Here is a 15182-nt window from a genome sequence, read left to right as displayed (position 1 = left end):
TACACAACGGAGAGGAAGCAAATCAATGTTGGAAAATATGAAAGGCGCCATCTTTGATCTGGATGGCGTGATCGTAGATACAGCCAAATATCATTATTTGGCGTGGGCGAGTCTTGCAGATGAGCTTGGCTTTAAATTCACGGAGGAGGATAACGAACGGCTTAAAGGTGTGAGCCGGATGAGATCACTTGATATCCTGCTGGAAGTGGGTGGCCTGGAATTTAAGGAAGCAGAGAAGCTGGCAATGGCGGAGAAGAAAAACCGCCTGTACGTAGAATACATTTCTCGACTCGAGGAATCGGAGCTGCTGCCTGGAGTGAAAGAATACCTGACAGGATTGAGATCACGTGGGATTGGGATTGCGTTAGGTTCAGCCAGTAAGAACGCTGAGTTTATTTTGAATAAGCTGAACATTACAGACTTATTTGATGCAGTTGTTGACGGCAACAAAGTGTCACTAGCCAAACCGGACCCAGAGGTGTTCCTGATCGCGGCTCAGGAGATAGGCTTGCAGCCGGATGAATGTGTTGTGTTTGAAGATGCTGAGGCAGGCGTTCAAGCAGGTAAAGCTGCTGGGATGGAGGTTGTAGGTATCGGCAAACCTGAGGTGCTGAAGGAAGCTGATCTGGTCGTAAAAGGATTGTATGAGCTGCTGACAGACTAAGGCTCTAAATGAACATGGGACCGACTCCAAAGTAGCGGATGACTTTGGGGGCGGTCTTTTTTTGTGCAAAGTCTCTGTATTTAGCTAGCTCAGACTGTCTATCGGACCTCATAGTCGCTATTAGCCATAATACGGCTCATTTGCGAGCCTATCGGACCCCATAGTCGCTATTGGCTCGAAAAGTCCTCGTTTCGCGCATGTTTGGAACGAATAATGCCTCTGGGGTCCGTAACTCCCCGTAAAAGCAGGAATTTGTTCAAATAGCTGCATCTGAGTCCGATCGCTCATCGTGCTGAGAGTGTATGGGAATGCAAAGTGCCGAATAAGTAGCTGAGCTGCACATTAAGTAATTCAGAAGGTTAGTCTTAAGCTCAGACGGTGATCGGACCCCATAGTCGCTATTAGCCGTACATTAAGTAATTCAGAAAGTTAGTCAAAAGCTCGGACAGTGTATCGGACCTCATAGTCTCTATAAGTAATAATCCGGCTCATTTGCGATCCTATCGGACCCCATAGTCGCTATTGGCTCGAAAAGCCCTCGTATCGCACACGTTTGGAACGAATAACGCCTCTGGGGTCCGAACCTCCCCGTAAAAGCAGGAATTTGTTCAAATAGCTGCATCTGAGTCCGATAGCTCATCGTGAAGAGGGTGTGTGGGAATGTAAAATGCCGAATAAGTAGTAAGTCGCACATCAAGCAACCCAACGCCCTACAACGCCACCATCGCACATCAAGCAATCCAACGCACAATAAGCACCACCATCGCACATCAAGTAATCCAGACGCCCAACAACAAAGCACATTCATGTATTGAAGTACTTGAGTATTCAAGTGTTCAAGAACATACATCGCACTTCTTCCATTTAGAGTTCATTCCTCCTAGCCCCACGCAGTGTCCTTTACGTCGCCTCCCACTTTTTCTGTTTGCGGTTTTTAGAGTTCCGTTGATGGAGTTGCGAAGTGGAGGTTTGGAGCTGGAGAAACGCCAGTGGTCGCCTTTATCCTCGGATTTCTACCACTCAGCGGTATAAAATCAGGAAATCTGAGGATAACAGCGATCGTAAGCCCAAACGCTCTACGTAGTGGCGAACATATCATCATGCTCTTTTTATCCGCCCAACATAAAAAACTACATACAAATGAACATAAAAAACTTTAAAATAAACATATGTAAGCGTTTATCACTTTGATATAGTTATTGAACCCGGAGGTGTATCTCGATGTTGTCTAGGCTGATTAGGCCGATTTTGAAGCTAAACGTCAAACAACAGCTTATCCTGCTGTTTCTGATTATGATCTCGCCGATTCTGTTTTTGAACATTTACGGGAATATGAAGGCTGAGCAAATTCTGAAGCGCCATGTGACGAATGCTTATGTAGAGCTGAACAAGCAAAACTTCACCATCATTAACCGAGATATCGATACCGTAAATAAAATTACTACCACTGTAATTCAAAATCCTCTGATTCAACAGATTAATATGACGGGTTCGGATACCATTCTGGAGCGGGTTAAACGTTATGAGACGATAGAGAAGCTGTTGGTCAGTTACTCGCAGGGAGCGGAGCGTGGGGACGGCATCTATTATTCCCTTTATATATACGATCCCGAGGATTATTATTTTTTTGCACCCAATTTCCCACAGGTTAAGAAGGCGGGGGTATATTTCTTTTCCAAAGCGGAAGAGCCCTATTGGTTCGAGGAGGTTGTCCAGAAAAAGGGCCGCGGATCTCTAAAATTTACAGGGAAGCTAAGTGCACAAGCGGAAAACTTGAAGACTCTTACCTATATGAGAGCTGTCAATAACATCTCCAGAAAAGCTGAGACCATTGGGGTTTTAGTCATTACCAAAATGGACGCAAAAATCGGAGAATCCCTTAAATCCATATCGTTGCCTGATGGTGATATTTACTTAACAGATCTGGATAATCGTGTACTCGCTTCTACTACGAATAATACTGGTGAGATCATTACGCTGCCGGAGACGGTCGTTGCTGAGGATTTGGAAGGAACCGTGGATGTTATTACCTCGGATTTTATTTATGTGGTCAATAATAACCATGCCTTAGGACAGAAGCTAGTCTACAAAATCGCCGTAAAAGCGCTGCTGCAGCAACAAAACGAAATGAAAAGTGTGATTCAATACATAACTGTGGCCTATGCTGTTTTTGGATTAATCATGATTACTTATTTCTGGCGTTCATTAATGACGCCTTTGCAAAAGTTAGCTTTTTTCGTCCGGAAGTTTGAGCCAGGCAATCGTGTCCCTGAGACGCCAAAAAGAGGGAGTAACGATGAGGTCAGTGTGCTGATTGGATCTACCTATGACATGGCCCGCAGGCTAAATGGACTAATTACTTATAAATACCAGATGGAGCTAAAACAGAAGGAATCACAGCTTCAACTGCTCTATCAGCAGATCAATCCGCATTTGCTCTACAACACTTTGGAGAGTATTTACTGGAAAAGCTCGCTGGAAGGTAACGTTGAATCCGCCGAGATGATCAAGGAATTATCCAAGCTTATGAAGATTAGCCTCAGTCGGGGAAGGGAGCTGATTAGCCTTGAAGAAGAGCTGGAGCATGCAACGGCCTACATCAAGCTGCAGCAGCACCGGTATGATTATATATTTCGTGTAGTAATGGAGATTCATCCAGATACGAAAAGAAATCTAATTCCTAAAATTACCCTGCAGCCGTTAATTGAGAATGCTATTATTCATGGTGTCAAAAATATGGGCGAGGATGGGGAAATCATCATTAGCGCAGTTTGTGTGGACGATACCGTCGAGATCACTATTGAAGATAATGGCTATAAGACTGTTGATTATCAGGCCATCGAAGCTGTGCTGAATGACGACAGTCCAAATCCGGCCAGCGGTTACGGGATTCGCAACATTAACCAGCGTATTCATTTACACTTCGGCTCTGATTATGGCATCAGCTATACCCCTCGTAAAGAGGGCGGTACATTGGTGACGGTTAAGCTTCCGAAATCAGAGAATCAGGACTAAGGAAGGGGAGCATACAGATATGTTCAATATATTAGTTGTGGATGACGAACCCTTGATTTGTAAAGGGCTGAGCAATTTATTAGCTTCTTCGGGGTTAAACATAGACCATATTTATACAGCAAACAGTGGTTTTGAAGCGCTGGACTGCATTCGGATGGAGGAAATAGACCTGCTCGTTACTGATATTCAGATGGGCGCAATGAGCGGGATTGATCTAATGCAGCATGCAAAATTGGCCAAACCCTGGGTACAGACCATCGTGATTTCTGCACACGAGACGTTTCAATATGCGCAAATGGCCGTTAGGCTTGGAGCGAAGGATTATTTGATCAAACCTTTGAACAGTGAGCAATTTCTGGATTCGGTGCGAAATGTGCTGCTTAAGATGGGGAAACCATCACCAGAATTGGATATTTTCATGTCAGGAATTAACGAAAGCTTTCGGCTGGAAGAGCCGCTTCCGGAATACAGCAAGTTATTGAATGAGCTGCTCATTGAGCCTGAAGGTGCACTGTGTGATGCAGAACGCTTGCAAAAGCTGGATAACCTGAAGCTGCAAGGGCCGTATTTTTCCGTCTTAAAAATTAAGGTACCTCTGGCTGGAATGAATCAGGAGAAGCACTACACCCTGCGGGACAGACGGCTTCTTTGTTATGCCGCGCTGAATATCGCCAAAGAGCTGATGGATCAGGAGTGGAACTCGACAGCCTTTTACGCAGAGGATGAAGAGATTACGATCATTATTCAGTGGGATGAAAAAAGCTATGAAGATTCGTCTGCCAGCCAAATTAATAGGCTAGATATCCTTGGCCGTAGTCTTCATTTTAATATTCAAAAATATCTGCACTTAAATGCAGTTATCGGCATCAGCCAGATTCTCAAGGGTCTTTCTTTTATGGCTGTATTGAACCGTCAAGCCTCCAAAGCCATTCTCTGGAATAATGAACACAATGATCATTATGTGTTTTACTATGGGGATTTTAATTGGAACAGCTACACAACCGATCCTTCAGTAGAAGAGCTTCATACACGCAGCAATCTGATTGTAGAGAAAGCGAGAGAGTATATTGACGAGAACTATGCGCAAAAAGGATTAACCATCCATGAAGTGGCTAAGAAAAACCATGTCAGCCCCAATTATTTGAGCTATCTGTTTAAGAAAAATACAGGTTACAACCTGTGGGAATATGTAATTAAGCTGCGGATGGAAGAAAGCCGGGAGATGATTTTGAACACAGATCTTCGCAGATACGAAATCGCCGAGCGTGTAGGTTATGAATCACCGGAGCATTTTAGTAAAATTTTCAAAAAATATTATGGGATTAGCCCCAGTGAATTGAAGAAGTAAAAACACATACTACTTCGGTAGATTTAGACATGTTCAGTACAACCCTCATTTTCTACAATTTAAGGTAGGAAGCATTTTGCGAAAAATGCTGAAAGAAAAATGGAATGAGGGAGCCTGATGAATCAAACCGCAGTTGTATCCGAAAATCCGCCGGCGCTGAAGGGTACACCTTACAAGCAAAACCGCTGGAAGAAAAACTTTTGGGGATATATGTTCCTCGTACCTGCTGTGATTATTTTTGTAATGTTCTTGTGGGTGCCAATTTTTAAAGGCTTGTTGTACAGCTTCTACCATGTTGATTTTGTAAAAGGGAATAGCTTTGTTGGCTTTGAGAACTATGCTAGAGCCCTTAGTGATCCGGATGTTTTGACCGCGTTAAAAAATACAGGGTATTACATGCTTCTATGTCTTATTATCGGGTTCTGGGTTCCGATTGCTTTTGCTATTATGATCTCGGAGCTGAGAAGGTTTGGGGGCTTTGTACGGGTAGCGGCTTACCTACCTTTTGTAATGCCTGGTGTGGTGCTATATGGACTCTGGAGATGGCTTTATGATCCGGTGGGCCCAATCAATGCGGTATTAAGCTCGCTTGGTGTGGACCAGGTTGCCTTCCTGACAGATACAAGGTGGTCGATGATTTCCCTTGTTTTTATGGAGACGTGGCAGCAGTTTGGATCAGGGATGTTAATATACTTGGCTGCTGTACTCAGCATTCCGCGGGATTGGTATGAAGCAGCTGAGATTGATGGGGCGGGTGTGTGGGCACGTATAAAGTACATCACATTGCCTTCGCTACGTAATTTGATCATTTTGATGTTTATATTACAGATTATCGGGACTTCACAAGGGTATCAGTCACAAATGGCGCTGCTTGATGGTGGGCCGAATAATACTACGCTTACCTATGCGCTGCTGATCGTAAAATATGCTTTTACGCGACTCGATTATGGAACAGCGACTGCGCTTGGCATGCTAATGTTCATAGTCCTAGGTGGTTTGGGCATTTTACAGTTCAAGCTTAACAAGGAGGACAACTAAGATGAAGAGCGCAGATAGAGGGATTCTCTCAGAACATGATTTGAAAAAAACAAGCAATAAGATCTTTTATGGCTTGATGTGCGTGGTTATTTTGATTATGGTGTTTAGCATGCTGTATCCGATTTGTATGACGTTATTTAACGGACTGAAATCGAATCAAGAGGTGAACTCATTCCCACCGCATTTTTTCCCGCAGGAATGGCACTTCAGCAACCTTAAAGAAGCGATGAGCTACATTGATCTGCTGATGTTCCTTAAGAACACTATTTATATTTTTGTGGGGAATATGGTCGTGACACTAGTCGTATTGGGAATGTCTGCTTTCAGCATTTCTCGTATGAATGTTCCTTACAGAAAGGCAATTTATTTCTTTTTCCTGATGACATTGTTTATTCCGGCGACCAGCTACATGATTCCCAACTTTGTCAATCTAAAAGAGCTTGGATTACTGAATCAGTACGCTGCCTTTTGGCTGCCGGCTGGTGCGAATACATTCTATTTTCTACTCTTAAAGAACTTTTTTGATGGGATACATCCTGAAATTTTTGAAGCCGCGCGGATTGACGGCTCCTCTGAGCCGAGAAGCTTTTTCTCCATTGCAGTGCCATTGTCGGTTCCGATATTTGCTACGCTGGCGATCTTTATCTTTTCTACTGCATGGAATGACTGGTTCTGGCCATCTCTGGTTATGCACAGTGAAGAGAAATATACGCTCGCGACAGCAATCTATAAATACGTTATTAATGTAAAGGCACTTAATACGAATATTAAATTCGCTATCCTATTTATCGTATCGTTGCCGCCGATCCTTGTCTTCCTGATCTTCCAAAAGTTCATTATGCGTGGCGTCGCATTATCAGCAGTTAAGGGATAAGCGCGGATCGACGAATTTAGTCACGGATCGTAAACATGCACATGAAAGGAATATAAATGCACCTCGTTTGTAAACGATTTCTCTTTTATGATCGATATGTAAGATAACTATGAATTGAAAAGGGGAGTTTCAATGCGTAAGTACTCTAGCGTGCTACTAAGCCTCCTTGTGGCCGGATCATTGTTAACCGCATGCGGCGGTAACAACAATAACGGAAACACAACAGGAAACAAGGAAGGGGAAGCGACTACTGCGCCAACGAATGCTGCAACAGATAATGCTGGCAGTGCTACAGCAGCGCCAACTGATGATATCACACAAAGAAAAGTGACCATCAAAATTCACTATCCAACCCCTGACCTAACCGAAGTTAGAGCACAGGAAGATGACAAGATCAAACGTTTCCAAGAGGAGTATCCGAATGTTGAAATCGTCAAAGACGATTGGCAGTACAATGTAAGTGAAATCGGCATCAAAATGGCAGCGAATGAAGCTCCAACCTTCTTTAACACTTACGCTACAGAAGCAAAATTCCTAGTTGAAAAAGGCTGGGTAGCTGACATTACGGATCTGTGGAATAAATACGAATTTAAGGATCAAATTAACCCGGTTCTCCAAAATCAATTTATCATTGACGGAAAAGTATTCGGCGTAACTCAAAAGGGTTATGTAACAACCACAATGATCAACAAAAAAATGTTGGATGAAAAAGGCGTTGCTGTTCCATCTATGGATTGGACTTGGGATGATATGCTGAATACCGCGAAAGGTGTAGCTGATACCAAAAAAGGGATTTCCGGTATTGCTCCAATGGGTAAAGGGAATGAAGCAGGCTGGAACTGGACCAACTTCCTGTTCGAAGCTGGCGGTGAAATTCAGAAGATTGAAGGCGGTAAGGTTGTAGCTACTTTTAATTCTGAGGCTGGGATTAAAGCGCTGGATTTCTACAAGAAACTTAGATGGGAAGCAAACGCGATTCCTCAGGACTGGGCACTGGGCTGGGGTGATGCTGTAGGCGCATTCCAACAAAGTCGTACAGCAATGGTAATGGCTGGATCTGACGGTGTTATTGAGCAAGCGTTGAATCAAGGCGGTCTGAAACCAGAAGATGTACTTACGTATCCAATGCCTGCGATGGAAAAAGGCGGAAAACACACTGGGGTACTTGGTGGTGACTACCTTGTAATCAATCCAAATGCAACACCAGACGAGCAAGAAATGGCATTCCGTTATATTACATTTGATTACTTCTCCGATAAAGGTCTAGAAGCACTGGATGCGGTTCTGCAACAACGTACAACGGATGGCAAATACTTTATTCCGCCGCTCTTAGATTACTATTCTGCAGATTCTGACTTCGGCAAGAAAACAAAAGCTGTGTATGATAAATATACTAATGTATATCAATACAGCCCTGATATTTTAGGCTTGCTGGACGGTAAACCGGAAGCGCAATACAATACACAGGACTACTACGCAACCATGTCCAATGTAATTCAAGAACTGTTCTCCAAAAAAGGAACAGATTCCAAGACACAGCTTGAAGCTGCTGCAAAAACAGTGCAGGAGAAATTCTTCGATACAATTAAAGTAGAATAGGCAAGGAAGGACAGAACCGGCTCCATTAGGAGTCGGTTTTTTATGTTTATATTATTGATATTTTTATAAATCAACACGACGGATGGCTTCCGACTTTTTTTTAGAGGGTCATGAGAAAAATAGAGTGTCAACAAAATTAGATTTGTATTTTTAAAATATTTTTGCGAGCGGAAAGGTAGGAAATGGGTATCGGTTCTTGTCTTTTTAAACATAAACTTTAGATTTAAGGAATAATAAAGCATAAATAATGGTAAAAAACCTATAATATGATCGAATGAAAGCGCTTTGAAAACAAATCAAAAAAACTTTATACTTTGTGAAAGATTTCACTATACAAGGTGGAAATGATGTGATAAGATAAATGTGTAGAGAAAAACAACCTAAAAATTGACAGGAGGACGAGGGAGATGGCAGTTAAGAACGAAGTCGCCGCCCAAGTTAAACAAACTACCGCTGAAGAGTATATTCAGACTTTGGTGGATAAAGCGAAAAAAGCACATGAGGCATTCATGGCGCTGGATCAAGAGCAAGTTGACACAATCGTTCATGCAATGGCGTTGGCTGGACTCGACAAACATATGTACCTCGCTAAATTGGCTGTAGAAGAAACTGGCCGCGGGGTTTACGAAGACAAAATTACTAAAAACATCTTCTCGACAGAATATATCTGGCACGGAATTAAATACGATAAAACAGTAGGCGTTATTGAAGACAATGCTTATGAAAGCTTCCAAAAAATTGCTGAGCCCGTCGGAATTGTAATGGGTATCACACCGGTAACCAACCCTACATCCACCACGATGTTTAAAGCGTTGATTTCGATTAAGACACGGAACCCTATTATATTCGGTTTCCACCCATCTGCGCAAGAGTGTAGTGCAGCAGCTGCTAGAATTCTTCATGATGCGGCTGTAAAAGCTGGCGCACCTGAGAATTGTATCCAATGGATTGAAATGCCAACGATGGACAAAACAAACGCTTTGATGAACAACCCTGACGTTGCACTTATTCTCGCAACAGGCGGTTCTGCAATGGTAAAAGCAGCTTATAGCTGTGGTAAACCAGCTCTTGGCGTAGGTCCTGGTAACGTACCTGCATTCATCGAAAAGAGCGCGGATATCGATCAAGCCGTAACGGACATCATTCTTTCCAAAACATTTGATAATGGTATGATCTGCGCTTCCGAGCAAGCTGTTATTATCGAAGAACCAATCTTCGATCAAGTGAAAAAGAAAATGATCGCTAATGGCTGCTACTTTGTTAACAAAGAAGAAGCTGCCAAACTTACTAGCGGCGCTATGAACGTTGATAAATGTGCGGTTAATCCAGCAATCGTTGGACAATCCGCAGTGAAAATTGCTGAAATGTGCGGCATTCAAGTTCCTGCCGGCACTAAGATTCTGGTAGCAGAACTTGAAGGTGTAGGCACTAAATATCCATTGTCCGCTGAAAAATTGAGTCCTGTGCTTGCTTGCTACAAAGTTAAAAACGCAGATCAAGGTATTGAACGCGCAGCACAAGTTGTTGAATTTGGTGGTATGGGCCATAGTTCGGCTATCCACTCCAACAATGAAGAAGTAATCATGAAGTTCTCTAACCGTCTGCAAACAGGACGTATTCTCGTTAACTCGCCTTCCACTCATGGTGCGATCGGCGATATCTATAACACTAACATCCCTTCGTTGACGCTGGGCTGCGGATCTTATGGTCGTAACTCCGTGTCGCAAAACGTTACAGCAATCAATTTGATCAACGTGAAAAGGGTGAATCGTCGTACCGTGAATATGCAATGGTTTAAAGTACCTGACAAGATCTATTTCGAAAAAGGCGCTACTCAGTACCTGACCAAAATGCCTGATATCACACGTGTCGCAATTATCACTGACCCAATGATGGTTAAGCTTGGATATGTTGAGAGAGTTGAACATTACCTGCGTCAACGCCAAACTCCTGTAGCAATCGAAGTGTTCTCGGAAGTTGAACCAGATCCATCAACAACTACAGTTGAAAAAGGTACTGCAATGATGAACAGATTCCAACCGGACTGCATCATCGCACTTGGCGGTGGTTCCCCAATGGATGCTGCAAAAGGAATGTGGTTATTCTATGAACATCCAGACGCAGACTTTAATGGTCTGAAACAAAAATTCATGGATATCCGTAAACGGGTTTACAAATTCCCTAAACTTGGAAACAAAGCTAAGTTTGTAGCGATTCCAACTACTTCGGGTACAGGTTCGGAAGTAACATCTTTCGCAGTTATTACCGATAAAACAACTGAACAACACACTAAATATCCTTTGGCTGACTACGAGCTAACTCCAGACGTAGCTATCATTGATCCAGAGTTCGTATATAGCTTGCCAAAAACTGCTGTAGCTGATACAGGTATGGACGTATTGACACATGCCATCGAAGCTTATGTATCTGTTATGGCGAGTGACTACACGGATGGTCTGGCAATTAAAGCAATCCAATTGGTATTCCAATACCTTGAAAAATCGGCTCTTGAAGGCGACAGAGTTGCCCGTGAAAAAATGCATAACGCATCAACACTTGCTGGTATGGCCTTTGCTAATGCTTTCCTGGGTATTAACCACAGCTTGGCGCATAAATGGGGCGGTCAATATCACACTGCTCACGGTCGTACTAATGCGATCCTTATGCCACACGTTATTCGTTACAATGCCAAGAAACCTACGAAGTTCGCTTCGTTCCCTAAATATTCACACTTCGTAGCTGACGAGCGTTATGCAGAAATCGCCCGTATTCTGGGATTGCCAGCTCGCACAACTGAAGAAGGTGTAACTAGCCTGATCAATGCTATTCGCGACATGAACAAAAAACTGGGTATCGAAGAATCCTTCCAACAATTGGGCTTTGATCCTAAGGATTTTGAATCCCATGTAGATTACTTGGCTGACCGTGCATTTGAAGATCAATGTACAACTGCCAATCCTAAGCTGCCGCTGGTATCTGAACTCGCAGATGTATATCGTAATGCTTTCTACGGAAGATTTGATAATTAATATTTGGTTAAGTAGATAATAGGATGGTTGTGGATTAGATATAAGTGACAAATATCACCGGAAAGGTGATATTTGTCACAGTCTATTTATAGAAAATAAACTAAAATGTTTATATAAACAACGGTCCCATATATGGAACAATGATTGTGAATTTTCGAACAACCATATTTTTCTTGGGATCACGAGACACGGGATCAACCTTCAAGCCCGCGATCTCTACAAATATAATATAAATATAGATGGAGGGATTTAGCATGTCGGTGATTGAAAAAGATGTACAAGAAGTGAAATCCGGTTGGAGAAGTTTTGCAAAAGGTAAATGGTCCAGAAAAGTTGACGTTAACAACTTTATCGCAAGCAACATTAAGCCTTATGAAGGAAACGAAGAATTCCTCGTAGGACCTACTAGTAACACAACTGAACTGTGGAAGATTATTTCCCAATTGAGCAAGGAAGAAAGAGAAAGAGGCGGCGTATGGGATGTTTCCCTAGATACTGTCTCCACAATCACTTCACATGCTCCAGGCTACATTGACAAGGACAAGGAACAAATTGTAGGCGTACAGACTGATGCTCCTTTCAAACGTTCCATCCAGCCATTCGGCGGGATCAAGATGATGGTTGATGCTACGAAGGCTTATGGCTTCGAGCTTCCACAAAACATCGTTGACATGTTTACGAACATTCGCAAAACGCATAACCAAGGCGTATTTGATGCATATACACCAGACATGAGAGCTGTGCGTAAATCCGGCGTAATTACAGGTCTTCCTGATGCTTACGGCCGCGGACGCATCATCGGCGACTACCGCCGCATTGCTCTGTACGGTATTGATTTCCTCATTAAAGACAAAAAACAACAACAAACTGAGCTTGAAGTAGATTCCATGACTGAAGATATCATTCGTTTGCGTGAAGAGCTGTCCGAACAAATTCGTGCACTTGGCGAATTGAAAGAAATGGCAGCTGCTCATGGTATGGATATTTCCAGACCGGCGACCAACTTCAAAGAAGCTACTCAATGGGTATACTTCGGTTATCTGGCAGCAGTTAAAGAGCAAAATGGTGCGGCGATGTCCCTGGGCCGTGTGTCCTCTTTCCTGGACATCTATGCAGAACGCGATATTGCTGAAGGTACTTTGACTGAAGAACAAGTACAAGAAATCGTCGATCATTTCGTAATGAAACTGCGTATCGTGAAATTCTTGCGTACACCTGACTATAATGATCTGTTCTCCGGCGACCCAACATGGGTAACTGAATCCATCGGTGGTATGGCTGAAGACGGAACAACTCGTGTTACTAAGAACAGCTTCCGTTTCTTGAACACCCTGTACAACTTGGGTCCAGCTCCGGAACCAAACTTAACTGTACTGTGGTCCGAAAAATTGCCTGAAGCCTTCAAAAAATATTGTGCTAAGGTTTCCATCGAAACTAGTGCAATTCAGTATGAAAATGACGATGTAATGCGTCCATACTGGGGTGAAGATTATGCGATTGCTTGCTGCGTATCTCCAATGCGTATCGGTAAACAAATGCAGTTCTTCGGTGCTCGTGCCAACCTGGCAAAAGCATTACTGTATGCTATCAATGGTGGTGTGGATGAAAAATCCGGAGCACAAGTTGGACCGGAATTCCCAGCGATCACTTCTGAATATCTGGATTATGACGAAGTAATGAAACGTTTCAAACCGATGATGGAGTGGTTGGCTAAGACTTATGTTAACACTTTGAACATCATTCACTATATGCATGACAAATATTCTTACGAACGTATCGAAATGGCGCTGCATGACCGTGACATTCTGCGTACGATGGCTTGTGGTATTGCTGGGCTGTCCGTTGCAGCAGACTCACTAAGCGCAATTAAATACGCCAAAGTAAAACCTATTCGTAACGAACAAGGTATTGCGATCGATTTCGAAACCGAAGGCGAATTCCCTTGCTACGGTAACAATGACGATGCTGTTGACAGCATCGCAGTAGAATTGGTTGAAACCTTCATGACTATGATCCGTAAAAACAAAACATATCGTGATTCTGTGCCGACTCAATCGGTACTGACCATTACTTCGAATGTAGTGTACGGTAAGAAGACAGGTACTACACCTGACGGACGTAAGAAAGGTGAACCTTTCGCACCAGGTGCTAACCCAATGCACGGACGTGACAAGAAAGGTGCCTTGGCTTCCCTGAACTCTGTAGCTAAACTGCCTTACTCCGATGCACAAGATGGTATCTCTAATACGTTCTCCATCGTACCTAAGGCACTTGGTAAAGACGAGGATTCCCGTAAGTCTAACCTGGTACACATGATGGATGGATACTTCCATAACAACGCTCAGCATTTGAATGTTAACGTATTTAACCGTGAACAGCTGATGGACGCTATGGAGCACCCAGAGAACTATCCACAATTGACTATCCGTGTATCCGGTTATGCAGTTAACTTCATCAAGCTGACTCGTGAACAACAAATGGATGTAATCAACCGTACATTCCACGGTTCGATGTAATTTGTTCCTGTCATGAAGATCTTTGAATTAGTACTACTATTGAAATAATTGCAAGGAAGATACCGCCCTTGTCTCAAGGGCGGTAATATCTTGTTTGAGAATTGTTAAAATTTTAAATTTTATTGCCGCGATATAGGGATATGACAGTCTCAAGGACAGGGATCTTCATCGTTGAAAAAGGGACTGTTAGTCTGGCGTGGCGAAAGGATGACATCCTATGATTAAAGGTCGCATACATTCTTTGGAAACCTTTGGAACCGTTGATGGACCTGGTATTCGATTTGTCTTATTTATGCAAGGCTGCTTGCTGAAATGTCAGTATTGCCATAACCCTGATACCTGGGCTTTAGATGAAGGTAAAGAAATGACTCTAGAAGAAGTGCTTTCGGAAATCGAGCCATATATAAACTATTATCGTTCATCCGGTGGCGGGTTAACTGTATCCGGTGGAGAACCAACCTTGCAGGCGCAATTTGTAAAGCAGTTATTCACGGAAGTGAAGAAGCGTTGGAATTTGCACACCACATTAGACAGTAATGGTTACAACGAAGGTGACAAGATTAATGACTTATTGGATGTAACAGATTTGGTTATGCTTGATCTGAAGCATATTGATGAAGAAGCGCATATCAAATTAACCGGTAAATCCAATGATCGAACTTTGAAGCTTGCACGCTGGCTCTCAGACCATAATCGTAAGATGTGGATCCGACATGTATATGTTCCTGGTATTCATGATCGTGAAGAGGATCTCATTAACTTAGGTCGTTATATTGGAACCTTAAATGGCGTCGAGAAATTCGAAATCTTACCTTATCATCAGATGGGTATCTATAAATGGGAAATGCTCGGCAAAGCTTATGAACTGGATGGAGTACCTTCTCCAACAGAAGAAGAAGTGCAACGGGCATATCGCTTGGTCGAAGAAGGTCGTAAGCAAACGGCATTGGTATAATAGATATCTATTTTTTAGAGAGACCGTACCCTCAGTGGTTGATCATCACTGAAGGTGCGGTTTTTTGTTATGAGGAAGTAAAAAGGGAGGGGTTAAATCTCCTCTGAGGGGGAATTTTATATTATTCCTAATAAAGACATGCTA

General features: G+C 42.9%; 9 protein-coding genes. All 9 read left to right on the top strand.

Annotated features, from left to right (window positions below; all coding sequences use genetic code 11):
• The first annotated feature begins 25 nt into the window (after positions 1-25).
• Positions 26-664: a beta-phosphoglucomutase gene (pgmB, locus tag MHH89_RS13365; protein WP_341087277.1), complete on the top strand. Its 639-nt coding sequence runs from the start codon at positions 26-28 to the stop codon at positions 662-664.
• Positions 665-1885: 1221 nt separating this feature from the next.
• A complete protein-coding gene (locus MHH89_RS13360) occupies positions 1886-3679 on the top strand; it encodes a cache domain-containing sensor histidine kinase (RefSeq protein WP_076193077.1) in 1794 nt (597 codons plus the stop codon).
• 19 nt (positions 3680-3698) lie between these two features.
• On the top strand, positions 3699-5027 hold the full coding sequence (locus tag MHH89_RS13355; protein WP_341087275.1) for a response regulator: 1329 nt from the start codon (positions 3699-3701) through the stop codon (positions 5025-5027).
• Between the two features lie 210 nt (positions 5028-5237).
• On the top strand, positions 5238-6065 hold the full coding sequence (locus MHH89_RS13350) for a carbohydrate ABC transporter permease (RefSeq protein ID WP_370510708.1): 828 nt from the start codon (positions 5238-5240) through the stop codon (positions 6063-6065).
• Between the two features lies 1 nt (position 6066).
• Entirely contained in the window at positions 6067-6939 is an 873-nt protein-coding gene (locus MHH89_RS13345) for a carbohydrate ABC transporter permease (RefSeq protein ID WP_076278411.1), read from the top strand.
• Positions 6940-7071: 132 nt separating this feature from the next.
• The gene (locus MHH89_RS13340) at positions 7072-8538 is read left to right on the top strand and encodes an ABC transporter substrate-binding protein (protein WP_076129626.1); all 1467 of its coding nucleotides are present in this window, start codon (positions 7072-7074) and stop codon (positions 8536-8538) included.
• Positions 8539-8945: 407 nt separating this feature from the next.
• Complete coding sequence (gene adhE / locus MHH89_RS13335; RefSeq protein WP_036682925.1) at positions 8946-11567, top strand: bifunctional acetaldehyde-CoA/alcohol dehydrogenase; 2622 nt, start codon at positions 8946-8948, stop codon at positions 11565-11567.
• Between the two features lie 254 nt (positions 11568-11821).
• Positions 11822-14083 (top strand): formate C-acetyltransferase, encoded by a 2262-nt coding sequence (gene pflB, locus MHH89_RS13330; RefSeq protein WP_076184179.1) that lies wholly within the window; start codon positions 11822-11824, stop codon positions 14081-14083.
• Positions 14084-14300: 217 nt separating this feature from the next.
• Complete coding sequence (gene pflA, locus MHH89_RS13325) at positions 14301-15038, top strand: pyruvate formate-lyase-activating protein (RefSeq protein ID WP_036682920.1); 738 nt, start codon at positions 14301-14303, stop codon at positions 15036-15038.
• Positions 15039-15182: the final 144 nt, after the last annotated feature.

Source organism: Paenibacillus sp. FSL H7-0323 (assembly GCF_038002725.1).
GTDB classification, from domain to species: Bacteria; Bacillota; Bacilli; order Paenibacillales; family Paenibacillaceae; genus Paenibacillus_AQ; species Paenibacillus_AQ odorifer.
The sequence above is the reverse complement of the archived record's forward strand: the minus strand, read 5'-3'. Positions and strand labels throughout refer to the sequence as shown.

Excerpts from the sequence above, each read along its gene's own strand:
- MHH89_RS13340 (WP_076129626.1), top strand. The coding sequence starts at position 7,072 with ATGCGTAAGTACTCTAGCGTGCTACTAAGCCTCCTTGTGGCCGGATCA.
- MHH89_RS13350 (WP_370510708.1), top strand. The coding sequence starts at position 5,238 with ATGTTCCTCGTACCTGCTGTGATTATTTTTGTAATGTTCTTGTGGGTG.
- pflB (WP_076184179.1), top strand. The coding sequence starts at position 11,822 with ATGTCGGTGATTGAAAAAGATGTACAAGAAGTGAAATCCGGTTGGAGA.
- pflA (WP_036682920.1), top strand. The coding sequence starts at position 14,301 with ATGATTAAAGGTCGCATACATTCTTTGGAAACCTTTGGAACCGTTGAT.
- MHH89_RS13345 (WP_076278411.1), top strand. The coding sequence starts at position 6,067 with ATGAAGAGCGCAGATAGAGGGATTCTCTCAGAACATGATTTGAAAAAA.
- adhE (WP_036682925.1), top strand. The coding sequence starts at position 8,946 with ATGGCAGTTAAGAACGAAGTCGCCGCCCAAGTTAAACAAACTACCGCT.
- MHH89_RS13355 (WP_341087275.1), top strand. The coding sequence starts at position 3,699 with ATGTTCAATATATTAGTTGTGGATGACGAACCCTTGATTTGTAAAGGG.
- MHH89_RS13360 (WP_076193077.1), top strand. The coding sequence starts at position 1,886 with ATGTTGTCTAGGCTGATTAGGCCGATTTTGAAGCTAAACGTCAAACAA.
- pgmB (WP_341087277.1), top strand. The coding sequence starts at position 26 with ATGTTGGAAAATATGAAAGGCGCCATCTTTGATCTGGATGGCGTGATC.